Genomic DNA, 17489 nt, shown 5'->3' with positions numbered 1-17489 from the left:
GGGTAAGAAGATGGATGATATTCTTCCGGTGTTACCGCCAACGATTCGAGAAGTTCTTCACTATATGCCAAAGCAATTAGAGGAAAAAATAGAGGAAATAAGAGTCCGGATTGGTAGACCGCTTGAAGTCATCGCGGAAGGGGCTCCGATCTATCCAAGCTTAGATGGAGGTGGACCTTGTATCGTACAGGCAGTCGATGCGCGCTTTATCTTAAACCAGCTAAGTCAGTACTCATTATATGCATTTGAAGAAGAGTTAAAACGAGGTTTTATTACGCTCAAAGGTGGACATCGAGTAGGGCTTGCGGGAAAGGTCATTCTTGAAAAGGGTGAGGTCAAAACGCTAAAGGATATTAGTTCCTTTAACATTCGGATTGCTAGACAGATGGTTGGTTCAGCTGAACAGCTAATTTCTTCTCTTTATCAGGGAGGCTGGAAAAATAGTTTGCTTGTTGGTCCGCCTCAAAGTGGGAAGACAACCCTTCTTCGTGATTTGGCCAGGATTATTAGCACAGGTGTACGTTCAAAAGGTATTGCACCAATGAAGATAGGAATTGTAGATGAACGCTCAGAGATCGCCTCAAGTATAAAAGGCGTGCCTCAGCATCAGCTTGGAAACAGAGTAGATGTTTTAGATGGCTGCCCGAAAGCTGAAGGGATGATGATGATGATCCGTTCCATGAGTCCTGACGTGTTAATTGTAGATGAAATTGGTCGTCCTGAAGATTGTCTAGCTGTCCAGGAAGCGATTCATGCGGGAGTTAGTGTGATCTCGACCGCTCACGGTTCATCTCTTGAAGAAGTGGCTGTCCGCCCTGCTCTGAAGTCCTTATTTGAAGAAAAAGCGTTTGAGAGATGTGTGGAACTGACTCGAGGTAATCATCCGGGCAGGATTAAACAAATTAGAACAATAGGCAGGCAAGCCTCGGTCAAGGTGTTATGAAATGGCTCGGTGCAATATTAGTCATCTTAGCATGTACGTGGATTGGATTTGAGGCAGCAAAACGTATGAGTGATCGGCCGAAGCAATTAAGGCAGCTAAAGGTAGGCATTCAGGCACTTGAAGCTGAAATGCTATACGGACTCACCCCACTCGCTGAAGCAAGTATCCATCTATCAAAGCAATTAGCTTATCCGATTAATCATTTATTTGAACATTTTGCCCACAAACTCGAGTCGAAAGGTGAATCTGCTCATATTGCATGGGAACAAAGTTTAGAAGAGGTCTGGCAGTCAACGAGTTTGTTAAAGGGAGAGCGTGAAGTATTAAGTCAGTTTGGTCAGACTCTTGGACAGCAAGATCGTGATCAGCAGCAGAAGCAGATTAAACTAACGATGGTCCATCTTGATCGAGAGGAAGCTGAGGCGAAAGAAAATCAGCTTCGTTATGAAAAGATGCTGAAAAGCTTGGGCTTTCTTGGAGGTCTGCTGATTGTCATTCTAATGCTTTAGCGAAAAAAGGAGGGGTGGCATTTGGCATACGATGTGAATACAATCTTTCAAATTGCAGGAATTGGCATCGTGGTAGCAATGATTCATACCGTTTTAAAGCAGATGGGAAAAGAAGATTGGGCCCATTGGGTGACCTTAATTGGTTTTGTTGTCGTGTTGTATATGGTTGCGACGATTGTAGATGATCTCTTTCAAAAAATTAGAGGCGTGTTCCTTTTTCAAGGATAAGAAAGGAGAATTGCGATGGACATTATTCAAATCGTTGGAATTGGTCTAATCGCAACCTTTCTTGCTCTTGTCGTTCGTGAGCAAAAACCAATATTCGCATTTTTTGTGACCCTTTTTGCGGGTGTCATGATCTTTTTATTTGTTGTAGACGAGCTTGTCAAAGTGATTCAGTTACTTGAAAGTATTGCGGCAGATGCAAATGTACATATCATGTATCTGCAAACGATTCTAAAAATAATTGGTATCGCTTATATTGCTGAGTTTGGTGCACAAATTGCCAAAGATGCTGGACAGGCTTCCATGGCTTCTAAGATTGAACTGGCTGGTAAGGTGCTAATCCTTGTTCTAGCGATTCCGATCATTAAAGCGGTAATAGAAATGGTTTTATCTTTGCTACCTGGATAATTAAGAATGAATGGAGGGGGTACTCATGCGCCGGTGGATGATAGCTTTAGTAGCTGGAATTCTATTTCTTCTCTATCCAAGTATTGTGAATGCAGAAGGAGAAGAGGATGCGGAGGCAGTTGAGACTTCATCTGATGATCATTCATTTATAGATAGGCAGATTGAGCGGCTACAGTTAGATGAAATTCAATCCTACTGGGAAGAGGTTTCAACAGAGTATGGTGGGTTCCTTCCTGAAAGTCAAAAGGGATCATTTAAGGATTTCATAACTGGTGAAAAAAAATTCCAGATAAAAGACTGGGGACTTGGATTAATAAAGTTCCTCTTACATGAACTGATTGTGAACAGCAAGCTTTTAGGTATGTTAATTCTCTTAACCTTATTCAGTCAGATTCTCCAGACCATTCAAAGTGCGTTTGAAAGCCAAAATGTGAGTAAAGCCGCTTATTCAGTAACGTATCTTGTTTTAATGATTCTAGCGATGAACAGTTTCTATGTTGCTATTACCTACGCTTCGGAAGCGATTAACAGCATGATCCACTTTATGATAGCACTTCTTCCTCTTTTGTTGGCATTAATGGCTTCAATCGGAAGCCTAGCTTCTTCCGCTTTGTTTCATCCTTTGATTATATTTCTCGTGAACACCAGTGGGATCCTTGTGAATCAATTGGTCTTGCCGTTGCTTTTTTTCTCGGCTGTTCTTGGCATTGTTAGTACATTAAGTGACCATTATAAAGTGTCCAAGCTAGCTGATTTTTTACGAAATATATCAGTGGGTCTGCTCGGTATTTTTATGACGGTATTTCTAGGTGTAATCTCTGTTCAGGGAGCGTCAACAGCAGCAACAGATGGATTAACGGTCCGAACAGCTAAGTTTATTGCGGGTAACTTTATCCCGGTGGTTGGAAAGATGTTTACAGACGCAACAGATACAGTGATGAGTGCGTCGGTTCTCCTTAAAAATACGGTTGGTATGACGGGACTTGGCATCCTCTTTATGATCTGTGTTTTTCCATTACTAAAGGTTCTATCACTTGGAATCATCTTCAATCTATCGGCAGCGGTTTTGCAACCGCTTGGTGGCGGGCCGATTATCGAATGTCTATCAATCATTGGGAAGTCAGTGATGTATGTTTTTGCGGCACTTGCTTTGGTTAGCTTGATGTTTTTCCTGGCTATTACGTTAATGGTTGCTGCGAGTAATTTATCTTTTATGATGCGTTAAGGGGGATGAAGGTGGGTCTATTAACAGGTTGGATAACCGGATTAGTCCTATTAATCATGCTAGCCATCATTCTTGAAATGCTTCTTCCTAATTCATCAATGAGAGGCTACGTCAAAATGGTCATTAGCTTGCTCATTCTAGTTGCAATGCTAAAACCTATTCTTTCTATCTTTACTGTGGATACTGAAAAATGGATGCGTGACTTACAATCAACGGACCCATACGGAACAGAATCGATAGAAACTCAAATAAATTTGCAAAAAAGTGAAATAGACGAGGTACGAGCTGCATATATTTCAGAACAGGTGGCTGACCAGCTAATAGAACAAGCAGAAGAAACATTACGAGACACCTACTCACTTGAATTTACGAGCGTAGACGTAAAGCAGGAAATGGGACAGGGAGGTCAGGGAGATGAGGAGGTAGTAGATATTCATGCAGTTGTCCGAGATGTGCAATCAGAGTCGGCTGAACAGACAAGCCGAAGTGAGATTGAAACCGTTCAAATCGATCTCTCCAAGCAGCATGAAGGAAGATCGGACTCTATTAACCTGCTCCCTGTAAAGACATTCCTATCAGAAAGTTGGGAGATTCCAACAGAACGTATCACGCTCTTTTTGGAAGGGGGAGAACAGGTCGATGAAGCAGGATCATCCTAAAGGATTTGCTTGGTTGAAGAAGCTTCTAGAAAAATCGGAACCAGGAAAACGAAAAAACTATCGATACATTGTTATTTTAGGATGTGCTGGGATCTTGTTAATGGTTCTGAATCAAGTATTTTCAGCCCCTCCTGACTCACAGCAAGTAGAATCCGTTCTACCAGCATTCCAATCCGATGATACGGAGGAAGAAGTAGAAGTATTTAAAAAAGAGTCAGGGGAACCAAACACCATGAAGGACTATGAAGATAGTTATGAGAATCAGCTTCGAGAGACGTTGGAACAAATCGTCGGACTAAACGATGTATCGGTCATGATTAATTTAGCGGAAACAGAGAAACAAATTTATGAGAAAAATACAAGCTCCAAAAACCAGCAAACGAGCGAAACAGATCGTGAAGGTGGTACTAGGGAAGTAACCGATCAAACCATTGATGAACAAACGGTCATTGTTCGGAATGGAGATACGGAAGAACCTTTGTTGATTCAAACAGAGAAGCCGAGCATTAAAGGTGTGTTGGTTGTTGCAGAGGGTGTAGAGAATGCACAAGTAAAAGCATGGGTGTTGGAGTCGGTTAGTAGAGTGCTGGACGTGCCTGTCCATCGAATCTCAGTAATGCCTAAGAAATCTAAGGAGGAATAAAAATGGCTCTAAAAAAACAAACGGTGTGGCTTTTAACGATGTTAAGTTTAGTGATTGTGTTATCTGTTTATTATGTGACTTCTGATCCAACGAATTTAGCGGTAACGGATGAGGATCAGCAGCAAGTGGAAGAAACGCCAGACGGCTTAGAGGTTCAGGTTACACCAGATGGTGAGGTTGAAGAAGGAAGCCTTGAAGTAACGGGAGCAGAATCAACGGCAGACAGCTATGCCGCTGCACGTATTAAAGTAGTAGAGTCACGCGCGCAGCAAGCAGAACAATATGTAGAAACAACAACTTCTCCAGATGCAACTCCAGAGGAGAAAGTGGCAGCCCATGATAAAAGCATGGCAATACTAAATCTTACTCAAAGTGAAGAGACGCTAGAAGCACTAGTAAAAGCTAAAGGATATCAGAATGTATTGGTTATTAGTGAAGAAAACAAGGTGCAAATCATGGTCGAAGCGGATGAGCTATCCATCGCCGAAGCAAATGATATTATTTTGCTGGCTAAAGATAAGCTTGGTCAAGCTAATAATGTGTCAGTTTCTCACAATACAGGAGTAAATTAAGCAAACAAAGTTGTCCCATGGCCGACGAAGCCAGCGGGACAGCTTTTTGCTTTGAATGAACGTATTTGCATCTAAAAATGAGGGTAAGATTGATAGAAGCCTTTGTATGTTAGAGTGATTGAACCATATAGGTGTCAGCCTGTATGATTGGAGTAATGCATTCGCTGTAAAGACATGTTATAATACTTTAGGTGTAATTTGTTTATGAGGAGCGATATATAATGGAATGGACAGATTTAACCGAGGGTGCAAAGGCAGTTTTAGAGCAGACTCGTAATATCAAGAATGACCATATTCAGATTGTTGAATTTGAAGTGGGATTTGAAGAGCAGTTTGAAGAACAGGATGAAGACGCATTTACTGTTTCTATTCAAGAAGAAGACTATGCAAACTTAAAAAAGTACACAAAAGAGAATGAGTATGAAGAAAAATATCATATGGCTCGAAATAAGAACATAGTCAAAATTATTCTTCTGGAAAATGGAAAGATTCCTGACAACCTTTCTGAATTTCCTGTGTTCCGTCAATATAAGAAAGAAGCTCTTTTGAAGGATCAAGCAGAAACAGAATCGATTTCTGAAGAGCAGGAATAAGTCAAAATCGATCCTTTATTCAATGAATGAAGGGTTTTTTTGGAGAAATAAAGAGGTTATAGATTGGTGATGACCAATCACTATTCAGTCATCTAACCTATGCTATAATGACAGCATAGTGTGATAAGAATGATAAAGGAGTTGTACATAATACAAATGGACGTTCAAGATATTAAAGACCTTATCCAAGCAGTAGATCAATCAACGATTGATGAATTAGAATATGAGCAAGATGGGAAGAAACTGGTATTAAAAAAGGTGAAGACTGGAGCTGTTGTTCAGACTGAGTCATATCAACCTGTAAGACAGGCTGAGGCACCACAAGCACCAGTATCATCCACTCCTGTTTCAACAACAGAGAATAGCGGAGCAGAGACAAGCAAGAATGAGAATCTTCATACGGTTACTTCACCAATGGTAGGTACGTTTTATTCTTCTCCTTCTCCTGATGATGGAGCATATGTATCCGTTGGAGATCAAGTGAAGGAAGATTCGATTGTATGTATCGTTGAAGCCATGAAACTAATGAATGAAATCGAGGCAGACATTAACGGTAAAATTGTTGAAATTGTTGCCCAAAACGGTGAACTGGTTGAATACGGACAGCCTTTATTTGTTGTCGAACTGAAATAATCTAGGAGCTGGGTAAAAAAGATGATAAAAAAAATACTTATTGCTAACCGTGGTGAAATTGCGGTCCGTATTATTCGGGCTTGTCAAGAGATGGGCATAGAGACTGTTGCTGTTTATTCAGAGGCTGATGAGGATGCTCTTCATGTTAAGCTTGCTGACCAGGCATTTTGTATAGGGCCAACATCGTCTGCACAAAGTTACTTGAATTTCACTAACATTATGAGTGTAGCTACTTTAACTGAATCGGATGCAATCCACCCGGGGTATGGGTTTTTAGCTGAAAATGCTGATTTTGCTGAGATTTGTGCTGCTTGTAACATTACGTTTATAGGACCAAGTCCGCATGCCATTAATCAAATGGGGACAAAGGACGTAGCACGTGAAACCATGAAGAAGGCAGGAGTACCAGTCGTGCCGGGTTCTAATGGAATTATTCAAAGTCCGGAGTCAGGATTGGAAATTGCTGAAGAAATTGGTTATCCTGTTATTATAAAAGCTACTGCTGGTGGCGGTGGTAAAGGAATTCGTGTCGCCCGTAATCCAGAAGAGCTAAAAAAAGGTATTAATATTACACAACAAGAGGCGGCAACTGCTTTTGGGAATCCAGGCGTTTACCTTGAGAAGTATATTGAGGATTTCCGCCATGTTGAGATTCAAGTATTGGCTGACCAATTAGGCCATACGATTCATTTAGGAGAACGCGACTGTTCGATTCAACGACGTCTGCAAAAATTAGTAGAAGAAACACCTTCACCTGCGATCACTCCTGAGAAGCGGAAAGAAATGGGAGAAGCGGCTGTAGCTGCGGCTGAAGCTGTAGATTATGTAGGTGCAGGAACGGTTGAGTTCATCTATGATCATAACGATGGTTCGTTTTTCTTCATGGAAATGAACACACGGATCCAAGTTGAACACCCAGTGACAGAAATGGTTACAGGTATTGACTTAATTAAAGAACAAATTCGTGTAGCAAATCATCAACCTCTATCATTTAGTCAAGAGGATGTTCAATTTCAAGGGGTAGCTATTGAGTGCCGTATTAATGCTGAGAACCCTGCTAAGAATTTTATGCCGTCACCAGGTCAAATCACTAGATATTTAGTTCCAGGTGGTTTTGGCGTTCGGATTGATTCAGCTGCGTATCAAGGGTACAAAATCTCTCCATTTTACGATTCGATGATCGCAAAAGTGATCGTTCATGCGCCCACACGTGATGAAGCCATCGCACGTATGAAAAGAGCACTTGAAGAGTTTGATATTGAAGGAGTGGATACAACCATTCCATTCCATTTGCGATTGTTTGATCATGAAGTGTTCCGTTCTGGAGAATTTAACACTAAGTTTATTGAGCAATATGAAGTTATGCCATCCGATAAAGGGAATCATTAATTTCAAAAAGAGGAGGCCGTTATGGAGGACAATCAGATTTTGGAGCTAGAGGAACAAAAGTCCGGTTTGGGTAAGGTCGAGATATCTCCTGAGGTCATAGAAGTTATTGCTGGGATCGCTGCGCAAGAAGTAGAAGGCATTGCCACGTTGCGAGGTAGTTTTGCTACAGATGTTGCCGAACGCTTAGGGCGTAAGAATCATGGTAAAGGCGTTAAGGTTGATTTAGATGAAAGTGGAATTATTGTTGATGTATCAGTCATTATCGTATATGGTGCTTCTGTACCCGAGGTAGCTAATCTTGTTCAGATGAACATTAAACAAACGCTACAAACGATGACGGCTATTCAGCTGGAAGCCATTAATGTTCATGTAGTTGGTGTACAGTTTGAATCAACTGAACCGGCAAAAGACGAATAGTATAGCTTGAAAGTCTTTTACAATAGTCTGGCTGCATGTTGGAAAGCATGTAACCAGACTATTTTTTGTACAAAATAAGCTAAAACAGGCGTCACTTCGACAAAACGGTTTTCACTTGATGAAAAATTGCGTTATACTAGGACTGGCATCAGATATTTTTTTAAGATGATAAAGGAGTTCATATATATGAATCGACGGGTAGCAAGATTGAGAGCGGCACAAGCTCTGTACCAGATTGACGTAACAAAAGTAGAGCCTGAGCTGGCAATGGACAGTGTCATGGATGACGAAGAACAGGCAACTGAATTTTTTCATCAATTGGTCCATGGAACGATAGATAAAAAACAAGAACTAGATGGTTGGATTTCTAGCAATCTTCTCGGTTATACCATTGAACGAATGGGACATGTTGACCGTGCGATTGCCCGAATGGCTTTGTTTGAGATGAAATACATTGAGGATATCCCTGTTAATGTTACGTTTAATGAAGCAATTGAATTGGCTAAAGCATTTGGCGGTGAAGAAGCAGGTCGTTTTATGAACGGTGTACTATCTAACTCTGTTGATATGATGAACGACGAGCAGAAATAAGAGATCTCTATACTACAAATAACGGAGTGATTGAAATGACAGCTGAATTAATGAATGGTAAACAATTGGCAGCTACTAAACAAGCCGAAATGAAAGAACGAGTAGCGAAATTAGCGAGTGATGGAATTGTACCAGGACTTGCGGTTATTTTAGTTGGAGACAACCAAGCGTCACAGACGTATGTTCGTTCAAAACAACGTTCATGTGAAAAAGCTGGGATTCACTCCGTTTTGAAGCAACTTTCTGCAGAGACAACTGAAAAAGAGCTTTTGGCACATATAGAAGAATTAAATGTCGATCCATCGATTGATGGTATTTTAGTCCAATTACCTTTGCCAAAACAAATTTCTGAGCAAGCAGTGATTGAAGCGATTAGTCCTAACAAGGATGTAGACGGCTTTCATCCGATTAGTATTGGAAAAATGATGACAGGTGAAAAGACATTTCTTCCTTGTACTCCACACGGAATTATTGAGCTTCTTAAAGCTTCGAATATAGAGATCTCAGGCAAACATGCTGTTGTAGTTGGAAGAAGTAATATTGTCGGCAAACCTGTAGGACAATTGCTTTTAAATGAACATGCAACAGTCACATATTGCCATTCAAGAACACCTGATTTAAATGCGATTACAAAACAAGCTGATATCCTTGTTGTAGCCGTAGGAATTTCAAAATTAATAAAAAAAGAAGACGTAAAACCTGGAGCGGTTGTCATTGATGTTGGTATGAACCGTGATGAGAATGGAAAGCTTTGTGGAGACGTTGATTTTAATGATGTAGAGACCGTAGCATCACATATTACACCAGTACCTGGTGGGGTTGGTCCAATGACGATTACCATGTTGCTTGAAAACACGATCGAATCAGCCCTTAACCGTTCATAAGGAGGGATCATATGTCTGAATCGATTTTGTCCGTATCTGAGCTGACGCGGTATATAAAAGGAATACTCGAAACAGACTCTTTACTTCCTGATACATGGATTCGTGGCGAGCTTTCAAACTTTAAGCAACATAGTCGCGGACATATGTACTTTTCTGTTAAAGATGAAAATTCCCGAATTCAGGCCGTAATGTTTGCAGGTCATAACCGATACCTGGCGTTTAAGCCAGAGAGTGGGATGAAGGTCCTTATTCGTGGAGAGGTAAATGTCTATGAGCCCTATGGACAATATCAATTGTATGCAAAAGAAATGCAACCTGATGGAATCGGTAGTCTCTATTTAGCCTATGAAAAGCTTAAAGCGTCGTTAGAGGAAGAAGGATTGTTTGATGCTTCAAGAAAAAAAGCAATCCCTGTCTTCCCTAACCGGATAGCTGTTGTCACCTCTCCAACAGGAGCGGCCGTTCGCGATATTGTCACAACCTTAAAGCGACGTTATCCAATGGCGCAAATCACATTAATTCCAGCCCTAGTTCAAGGTGACCAGGCACCTGCATCTATTGAATATGCTATTAGGCAAGCAGACGCCACAGGTGTATTTGATGTGTTAATTGCAGGTCGTGGTGGAGGATCGATTGAAGAACTATGGGCTTTTAATGATGAGCAAGTAGTCCGCACAATAGCCGAAGCAAAAGTGCCTATTATCTCAGCAGTAGGACATGAGACAGATTATACAATTAGTGACTTTGTTTCAGATTTACGAGCACCAACGCCAACTGCTGCAGCTGAACTAGCAGTGCCAAATCGAGTTGATTTACTGCAGAAGGTAGCAGCGCAAAAGCAACGGTTGCTTTTAGTGATGCGTGAACAGATGAAGCGAGAAAAACGGCAACTGGAACGATTGCAAAAATCATATGCCTTTAGATATCCTGCTCAGCTTATTCGACAGAAAGAACAAGAGTTGGATACGCAGATGGAGCGGTTGAAACGTTCTTCTGAGCGACTCATCGAGATGAAAAAAACAGCCTTTATTCAGTTAAAAAGAACGGTTCAACATTATCATCCAAGTGAACGTATCAAGCAGGTGCGTGAAAAATTAGATCGCCAAGAGCAATCAATGAAGCGTGAAGCAACCCAACAGTTAGCTAATAGCCAACAGCGGTTTTCCAACCAGGTTGAAAAACTTCATTTGCTAAGTCCATTGAAGGTCATGAATCGTGGATATAGCTTGGCTTATCAACAGATAACGGGTGAATTAATAAAATCAGTAGACCAAGCAGAACCAGAGGAAATGATTGAGCTTCAGGTGACAGATGGAACGTATATCTGCCAAATCACAGGGAAGGTCAAAAACAAACCGAGGAGGGATACCGTTGACTAAAAAAGAAGAAGCAATTAGTTTTGAAGAAGCAATGGAACAGCTTGAGCAAGTTGTAGACAAGCTCGAACAAGGAGATGTTCCACTCGAGCAAGCGATTGAAATGTTTCAGCAAGGAATGGATTTGTCGAAACAATGCCATGTGAAGCTTGAACATATTGAGAAGCAAATGGATCAGATTCTCCATGAGGATGGGGAATTGGAAGAGCTTGATCTAAGTGGGGAGGACCAGGAGTGACAACAGAACTTCAGTTTTTTATGAGCGAATCGAAAAAAAAGATTGAAGCAAAACTTCCTGAGTTAATTGATTCTCTTCTCGCGCCTGAATCATTAAAGAAATCAATGATTTATTCACTTGAAGCAGGAGGTAAACGCATCCGTCCGGTGTTATTACTTTCCGTGCTTAAAGGGTTTAATCAGCCAGTTGAGAAGGGGCTAGAGATGGCCTGTGCCATTGAAATGATTCATACGTACTCACTTATTCATGACGATCTACCAGCAATGGATGATGATGACGTACGTCGTGGTAAGCCAACGAATCATAAAGTATTCGGTGAGGCTCAGGCAATATTAGCAGGAGATGCTTTACTTACATACAGCTATCAATTGGTATCAACGATATCCGAAGAGCCGTCAAAGGTTGTTTCATTAATGACTGAACTCTCACGTGCAGCAGGGGCTGAAGGAATGGTGGGTGGACAAGTTTCTGATATGGAAGGGGAGAATAAAGACCTTTCTGTTGAAGAATTAGAGCAAATACATCACCATAAAACCGGAGATTTGATGGTCGTTTCTCTTGTGGCAGGAGCAATACTTGCTGGAGCATCAGAACGTGACCAGGCAAACCTTCGTCACTTTGGCCGCGAGCTAGGTCTTTTATTTCAAATTAAGGATGACATCCTTGATATTGAAGGAGATGCAGAGACGATTGGCAAACCGGTCGGTAGTGATGCTGGTAATAATAAAGGAACGTATCCGAGTATTTTAGGGATGGATGGGGCAAAGCAACGGTTAGAGCATCACCTTGCACTCGCACTGTCTTCACTAAAAGAAGTGGACATGGATCAGTCACTATTAATTGAATTGACTAAATATGTAGCATATCGAAATCATTAAAAGTAGCTGGTCTCAGGCGATTCCATGTTGATGGATCGTCTTTTTTTTGAGTAGATTTTATTCAATAAAGGATTAGGTTTGGGGTAGTGCTTCAATATTTGATATACTAAGAGCACAATATTGGATTAACGATTGGCAAAGGTCCAAGTATGGATGAATAATTGGACAAGTTTTTTATACAATAAGTTTGAGTTGAAAGTGGGGACATACTGATGAGGTTAGAAGACCTTCAAGATCCGGCTGAAATTAAAGGCTATTCAAAAAAAGAACTTCTAGAATTATCGAAGGATATTCGGAGTTTTTTGATCGAACGATTATCTGTAACTGGCGGGCATTTAGGACCGAACTTGGGTGTAGTGGAACTAACGGTTGCGCTTCATTATTTATTTGATAGCCCAAAGGATAAGTTTATTTGGGACGTTGGACACCAAGCATATGTTCACAAGATACTAACGGGTCGCGCTAATCAGTTCGATACGTTACGTAAATTCAAAGGCTTATGCGGATTTCCGAAAAGAAATGAAAGCGAACATGACGTTTGGGAAACAGGTCACAGTTCTACATCGCTTTCTGCAGCAATGGGTATGGCAGCAGCACGTGATATTAAAGGAACAGACGAAAGTGTAGTTGCTGTTATTGGTGATGGAGCTTTAACAGGCGGTATGGCCTTTGAAGCACTAAACCACATTGGTCATGAGCAAACAGACTTAATTGTTATTCTAAATGACAATGAAATGTCGATTGCGCCTAACGTAGGTGCCTTGCATAGTGTACTTGGGAGATTACGTACGGCTGGCAAGTATAACCGTGCAAAAGACGAAATTGAAAGCTTCATTAAGAAAATTCCAGCAGTTGGTGGAAAACTTGCCTCAACAGCTGAAAAATTCAAAGATAGTATGAAATATATGGTTATTCCAGGTGTTTTCTTTGAGGAGCTTGGTTTTACCTATCTAGGACCTGTTGATGGACACGATATGGATGATTTAATGGATACTCTGAAGTATGCGAAGAAAACTAAAGGACCTGTGTTAATTCACTTATTAACGAAAAAAGGGAAAGGCTACGAGCCTGCTGAGAATGATGCCAAAGGAACATGGCATGGTCTTGGACCATATAAGATTGAATCGGGTGAAGTGGTAACTAAGCCAGGTCCACCAAGCTATAGTGGGGTTTTTGCAAAAACGCTTATTAAAAAGGCCAAAGCCGATAAGCGTATTGTAGGGATTACGGCTGCTATGCCAGGCGGTACGAAGCTGGATGCATTTGGTGCTGAGTTCCCTGACCGAATGTTTGACGTTGGGATTGCTGAACAGCATGCTACAACCATGGCTGGAGGTATGGCAACTCAAGGCTTAAAACCTGTTTTTGCTGTATATTCGACGTTCTTACAAAGAGGATATGATCAGCTTGTTCACGATATTTGTCGTCAGAATCTGAATGTGGTCTTTGCAATCGACCGGGCAGGACTTGTCGGTGCAGACGGAGAAACGCATCAAGGTGTCTTTGACATCGCTTATCTGCGCCATTTGCCAAATATGACGATTCTAAATCCTAAGGATGAGAATGAGCTTCAGAATATGCTTCACACTGCTTTGGAATATAACGATGGACCAATTGCTGTTCGTTACCCAAGAGGAAATGGGTATGGCGTTGAAATGGACGAGGAGTTTAAAACACTTCCAATTGGAAAGTGGGAGACGCTTCACGAGGGAACAGATGGCTGTATCCTGACATTCGGAACAATGATTCCTGTTGCTGAAGAAGCGGTAAAAGCTTTAGAAGCTGAAGGACTATCGGTCCGAATCGTTAATGCCAACTCTGTAAAACCAATGGATGTAGAGCTTCTTAACAAACTTGCAGAAGAGAAGATTCCTGTTATGACGATAGAAGAAACAGCTCTTCAAGGTGGGTTTGGTAGTGCGGTACTTGAGCATTTTAATGTATATGGCTACCATGAAGTTGAAGTGAGACGTTTGGGTATTCCTGATGAATATATTGAGCACGGTGATGTACCAAAGCTTCTTGATGAGATTGGTCTAAATGCTGAAACGGTTATTAGCCAATTACTTGAGCTTGTACCAGCAAAGCAGAAAAGAGCATAATCCGTGAAAAAAGAACGAATTGATACATTACTAGTGGATCGAGGATTAATCGATTCACGGGAAAAGGCGAAGCGTGCCGTCATGGCAGGTTTGGTCTATTCTGGAACAGAAAGACTGGACAAACCAGGAGTGAAGATTGATGTGGAGGCTCCTTTACATGTAAAGGGTCAACTTATGCCTTATGTTAGTCGTGGGGGATATAAGCTTGAAAAAGCTTTACAGGTTTTTGACGTAAAAGTACAGGATAAAATCATGCTGGATATTGGGGCTTCAACAGGAGGTTTTACTGATTGTGCTTTGCAAAACGGTGCTTCTCTTGTTTATGCACTCGATGTAGGCTATAACCAGCTTGCCTGGAAGATACGTCAGCACGAGCAGGTAGTCGTGATGGAGCGGACAAACTTTCGCTATGTGAAGCCTGAGGACCTTTCAAAGGGTTTACCTGAGTTCGCCAGCATTGATGTGTCTTTCATCTCTCTTCGCTTGATTTTACCGACATTAAAAACTGTTTTGTGTGCAGGTGGAGATGTTGTAGCTTTGGTTAAGCCACAATTTGAAGCGGGCCGAGAGCAGGTAGGTAAAAAAGGGATTGTGAAGGACCCAGCTATTCATAAACAAGTTCTTCTGAGAATTATGGAAGCTGCTTCATCAGAAGGTTTTCACATTCGCGGAGTGGATTATTCTCCAATCACTGGTGGCGAAGGCAATATTGAATTTTTACTTCATCTTGCTCTACCCGTTCAAGAGAACGAATCGCTTAATCAGCTTAATACGGAAGTCATTCAGGATGTTGTGGAAAAGGCGCAGCAACTTGTATAAGAAAAAGAGAGCGTTGCTCTCTTTTTTTTTTGAATAAGGTAAAGTATTGTCATGACGCCAATTTCATATCATAATGGAGACATAAGCAGGTGTGCGGCAAAAAATGAGAAAAGGTGAATAACATGAATAAAGGGCAACGTCACATTAAAATTAGAGAAGTGATTGCTAATCAAGCAATTGAAACCCAGGAAGACCTTGTCGATTATCTAAAGGGATTAGGGTACAATGTCACTCAAGCAACAGTCTCAAGAGATATTAAGGAATTACATCTTGTAAAGGTTCCGATGCAGGATGGTCGGTACAAATATAGTTTGCCGGCTGATCAACGATTTAATCCGCTTCAAAAGTTAAAGCGAAGTTTGACCGATAGTTTTATCAGTATTGACACATCGGATAATCTTATTGTCATGAAATGTTTGCCTGGTAACGCAAATGCGATTGGTGCGTTAATTGATAATCTTGACTGGGAAGAATTGATGGGGACAATCTGTGGAGATGATACCTTATTAATTATTTGCAAGAATAAAAACGATGGAGAGCAAATAAGCGCTCGTTTTCTAGACATGTTATAAGGTGGGGAATACATGTTAATTGAACTTTCAGTAAGGCACTTTGCCATTATTGAGGAGCTTACGGTTCCATTTGACAAAGGGTTAACCGTACTTACAGGAGAAACTGGTGCAGGGAAGTCCATCATTATTGATGCAATTGGCTTACTGTTAGGTGGACGTGGATCCGCTGAATTTGTTAGGCACGGTGAGTCGCGCGCTGAGATAGAAGGCCTGTTTGCGATAAATAAAACACATCACGCTGTCCTTAAGGCTTCTGAACTTGGCATTCAAGTCGAGGATGAACTCATTCTTCGGAGAGAAATAACGAGTCAAGGAAAAAGCATATGCCGGATTAACGGGAAGCTTGTTACGCTAGGTATTTTACGTGAGATTGGTCAATCTTTAGTGGATATTCATGGACAGCATGAACATCAATCCTTGATGCAACCAGATAAACATTTAGGCTTTTTAGATAGCTATGCGTCCAAAGAATTGAAATCTACACTCCATGAATACCAGCACTTATATGAAACAGCACAGAAAATTAGTACGCAAATTCGCAGCCTTAGTGAAAATGAACAAGAAACGGCTCAACGAATTGACTTATTAAGATACCAATTAGATGAGATTGAAAAGGCCGAGCTTAAGCCTAATGAGGATGACGAGCTTGACCTTGATCGAAACAGATTGGCTAATAGTGAGAAGCTATATACCCTTCTTAGAGAAAGCTATGAGAGGCTTTATGGCGATGGCAGAGGCCTAGACATTATAAACGAAAGCGCTGCAAATCTTGAAACAGCCAGTGAACTAGATCAAGATCTAAAATCCCTTCACGAAACGGTAAACAGTAGCTACTTTATCATGGAGGAAGCAGCTTTCTCCATTCGAGAAAAAATGGAACAGATTGAGTTTGATCCGGACAAGTTAGAGTTGATTGAAAATCGTTTAGCTGAAATTCAGCAATTAAAACGTAAATATGGATCAACGGTCGAAGAAATTCTTGAGTATGCTTCCCGCATAGAAGAAGAGCTTGACAGCAAGCTTAATAAGGATGATCGATTACAAGTTCTGAATCAGAAGCTGGAGGCGGTTTTACTTGACCTAGAGGTCGAAGCTGAAGCCTTAACAAAGATTCGAACTCAAGCTGCAGAAAAGCTAACAGAATCTATACACGAGCAACTTAGAGCGTTGTATATGGAAAAAACGATATTCCAAATTGATTTTAAAAACCGTTCATCTATAGAAAAAAAAGGGCTGGCTGCCTTTTCATCTAAAGGCGTGGACCATGTAGAATTCTTTATTTCAACTAATCCGGGAGAACCTTTAAAACCACTCGCGAAAGTGGCTTCAGGTGGAGAAATTTCACGGATTATGTTAGCGATAAAATCCATTTTCTCTGCGCATCAAGGTGTAACGTCGGTTATTTTTGATGAGGTCGACACAGGTGTTAGTGGACGAGTGGCGCAAGCGATTGCTGAGAAGATCTATACCATTGCTTCTGGCTCACAAGTTTTATGTATTACACATTTGCCTCAAGTAGCGGCTATGGCAGATCAGCACCTGTATATTTCCAAACAGGAATCAAAAGAACGAGTGTCAACTTCTGTGACAGGTTTAGTTGAAAAATCAAAAATTGAAGAACTTGCCAGAATGATCTCAGGTGTTGAAGTGACTGAGCTCACTAGAAAGCATGCACATGAATTATTAGACCTTGCAAGTCAGCACAAACAAGCATAATCGACTATTCATACAAAAGCTACCCAGTTAAGGGTAGCTTTTTCTGTTTAAGACAGTTATAAATGTGCTCTCAAGAGGCAACATTAATAGTACAGCC

The 17489-nt window shown here is 41.0% G+C and carries 21 protein-coding genes; all 21 read left to right on the top strand.

Annotated elements, in window-relative coordinates; genetic code table 11:
* Nucleotides 1–10 precede the first annotated feature (10 nt).
* The 21 genes from spoIIIAA to recN all read left to right on the top strand — a co-directional run bounded on the left by spoIIIAA (nt 11) and on the right by recN (nt 17392).
* Entirely contained in the window at nt 11–943 is a 933-nt protein-coding gene (gene spoIIIAA / locus J2S05_RS18515; protein WP_306985463.1) for a stage III sporulation protein AA, read from the top strand.
* Complete coding sequence (spoIIIAB, locus tag J2S05_RS18510; protein ID WP_306985461.1) at nt 940–1452, top strand: stage III sporulation protein SpoIIIAB; 513 nt, start codon at nt 940–942, stop codon at nt 1450–1452. Before spoIIIAA ends, spoIIIAB begins: the two co-directional genes overlap by 4 nt.
* 21 nt (nt 1453–1473) lie before the next feature.
* On the top strand, nt 1474–1680 hold the full coding sequence (gene spoIIIAC, locus J2S05_RS18505) for a stage III sporulation protein AC (protein ID WP_010898943.1): 207 nt from the start codon (nt 1474–1476) through the stop codon (nt 1678–1680).
* A 15-nt stretch (nt 1681–1695) separates the two neighbouring features.
* Nucleotides 1696–2085 (top strand): stage III sporulation protein AD, encoded by a 390-nt coding sequence (gene spoIIIAD / locus J2S05_RS18500; protein ID WP_306985451.1) that lies wholly within the window; start codon nt 1696–1698, stop codon nt 2083–2085.
* Between the two features lie 25 nt (nt 2086–2110).
* On the top strand, nt 2111–3310 hold the full coding sequence (gene spoIIIAE / locus J2S05_RS18495) for a stage III sporulation protein AE (protein ID WP_306985449.1): 1200 nt from the start codon (nt 2111–2113) through the stop codon (nt 3308–3310).
* An 11-nt stretch (nt 3311–3321) separates the two neighbouring features.
* The gene (gene spoIIIAF / locus J2S05_RS18490) at nt 3322–3969 is read left to right on the top strand and encodes a stage III sporulation protein AF (protein ID WP_306985447.1); all 648 of its coding nucleotides are present in this window, start codon (nt 3322–3324) and stop codon (nt 3967–3969) included.
* The gene (gene spoIIIAG / locus J2S05_RS18485; protein WP_306985445.1) at nt 3950–4612 is read left to right on the top strand and encodes a stage III sporulation protein AG; all 663 of its coding nucleotides are present in this window, start codon (nt 3950–3952) and stop codon (nt 4610–4612) included. Before spoIIIAF ends, spoIIIAG begins: the two co-directional genes overlap by 20 nt.
* A 2-nt stretch (nt 4613–4614) precedes the next feature.
* Nucleotides 4615–5184, top strand: a complete 570-nt coding sequence (locus J2S05_RS18480) for a SpoIIIAH-like family protein (RefSeq protein WP_306985443.1) — start codon at nt 4615–4617, stop codon at nt 5182–5184.
* Between the two features lie 221 nt (nt 5185–5405).
* Nucleotides 5406–5777, top strand: a complete 372-nt coding sequence (locus J2S05_RS18475; RefSeq protein WP_306985441.1) for a hypothetical protein — start codon at nt 5406–5408, stop codon at nt 5775–5777.
* 156 nt (nt 5778–5933) lie between these two features.
* A complete protein-coding gene (gene accB, locus J2S05_RS18470) occupies nt 5934–6410 on the top strand; it encodes an acetyl-CoA carboxylase biotin carboxyl carrier protein (protein WP_306985439.1) in 477 nt (158 codons plus the stop codon).
* Nucleotides 6411–6431: 21 nt separating this feature from the next.
* Nucleotides 6432–7799 carry an acetyl-CoA carboxylase biotin carboxylase subunit gene (accC, locus tag J2S05_RS18465; RefSeq protein ID WP_306985436.1) on the top strand — a complete coding sequence of 456 codons (1368 nt, stop codon included), beginning with the start codon at nt 6432–6434 and terminating at the stop codon, nt 7797–7799.
* Nucleotides 7800–7820: 21 nt separating this feature from the next.
* Complete coding sequence (locus tag J2S05_RS18460; RefSeq protein WP_306985434.1) at nt 7821–8216, top strand: Asp23/Gls24 family envelope stress response protein; 396 nt, start codon at nt 7821–7823, stop codon at nt 8214–8216.
* Nucleotides 8217–8402: 186 nt separating this feature from the next.
* Nucleotides 8403–8807 (top strand): transcription antitermination factor NusB, encoded by a 405-nt coding sequence (gene nusB, locus J2S05_RS18455; protein WP_306985432.1) that lies wholly within the window; start codon nt 8403–8405, stop codon nt 8805–8807.
* Nucleotides 8808–8842: 35 nt separating this feature from the next.
* Nucleotides 8843–9691 (top strand): bifunctional methylenetetrahydrofolate dehydrogenase/methenyltetrahydrofolate cyclohydrolase FolD, encoded by an 849-nt coding sequence (gene folD / locus J2S05_RS18450; RefSeq protein ID WP_306985430.1) that lies wholly within the window; start codon nt 8843–8845, stop codon nt 9689–9691.
* Between the two features lie 11 nt (nt 9692–9702).
* Nucleotides 9703–11070: an exodeoxyribonuclease VII large subunit gene (gene xseA, locus J2S05_RS18445; RefSeq protein ID WP_306985428.1), complete on the top strand. Its 1368-nt coding sequence runs from the start codon at nt 9703–9705 to the stop codon at nt 11068–11070.
* Nucleotides 11057–11305, top strand: coding sequence for an exodeoxyribonuclease VII small subunit (gene xseB / locus J2S05_RS18440; protein WP_306985554.1), 249 nt, complete (start codon nt 11057–11059; stop codon nt 11303–11305). Before xseA ends, xseB begins: the two co-directional genes overlap by 14 nt.
* Nucleotides 11302–12183: a polyprenyl synthetase family protein gene (locus tag J2S05_RS18435; protein WP_306985426.1), complete on the top strand. Its 882-nt coding sequence runs from the start codon at nt 11302–11304 to the stop codon at nt 12181–12183. Before xseB ends, J2S05_RS18435 begins: the two co-directional genes overlap by 4 nt.
* Before the next feature lie 212 nt (nt 12184–12395).
* On the top strand, nt 12396–14285 hold the full coding sequence (dxs, locus tag J2S05_RS18430; RefSeq protein WP_306985424.1) for a 1-deoxy-D-xylulose-5-phosphate synthase: 1890 nt from the start codon (nt 12396–12398) through the stop codon (nt 14283–14285).
* Between the two features lie 3 nt (nt 14286–14288).
* Entirely contained in the window at nt 14289–15104 is an 816-nt protein-coding gene (locus tag J2S05_RS18425; protein WP_306985422.1) for a TlyA family RNA methyltransferase, read from the top strand.
* Nucleotides 15105–15226: 122 nt separating this feature from the next.
* The gene (ahrC, locus tag J2S05_RS18420; protein WP_306985420.1) at nt 15227–15676 is read left to right on the top strand and encodes a transcriptional regulator AhrC/ArgR; all 450 of its coding nucleotides are present in this window, start codon (nt 15227–15229) and stop codon (nt 15674–15676) included.
* Between the two features lie 12 nt (nt 15677–15688).
* The gene (gene recN, locus J2S05_RS18415; protein ID WP_306985418.1) at nt 15689–17392 is read left to right on the top strand and encodes a DNA repair protein RecN; all 1704 of its coding nucleotides are present in this window, start codon (nt 15689–15691) and stop codon (nt 17390–17392) included.
* Nucleotides 17393–17489 lie beyond the last annotated feature (97 nt).

This window comes from Alkalicoccobacillus murimartini (assembly GCF_030813245.1).
Taxonomy (GTDB): domain Bacteria; phylum Bacillota; class Bacilli; order Bacillales; family Bacillaceae_D; genus Alkalicoccobacillus; species Alkalicoccobacillus murimartini.
Note: the sequence above shows the minus strand (reverse complement) of the source record. Positions and strands in the feature narration are given on the sequence as shown.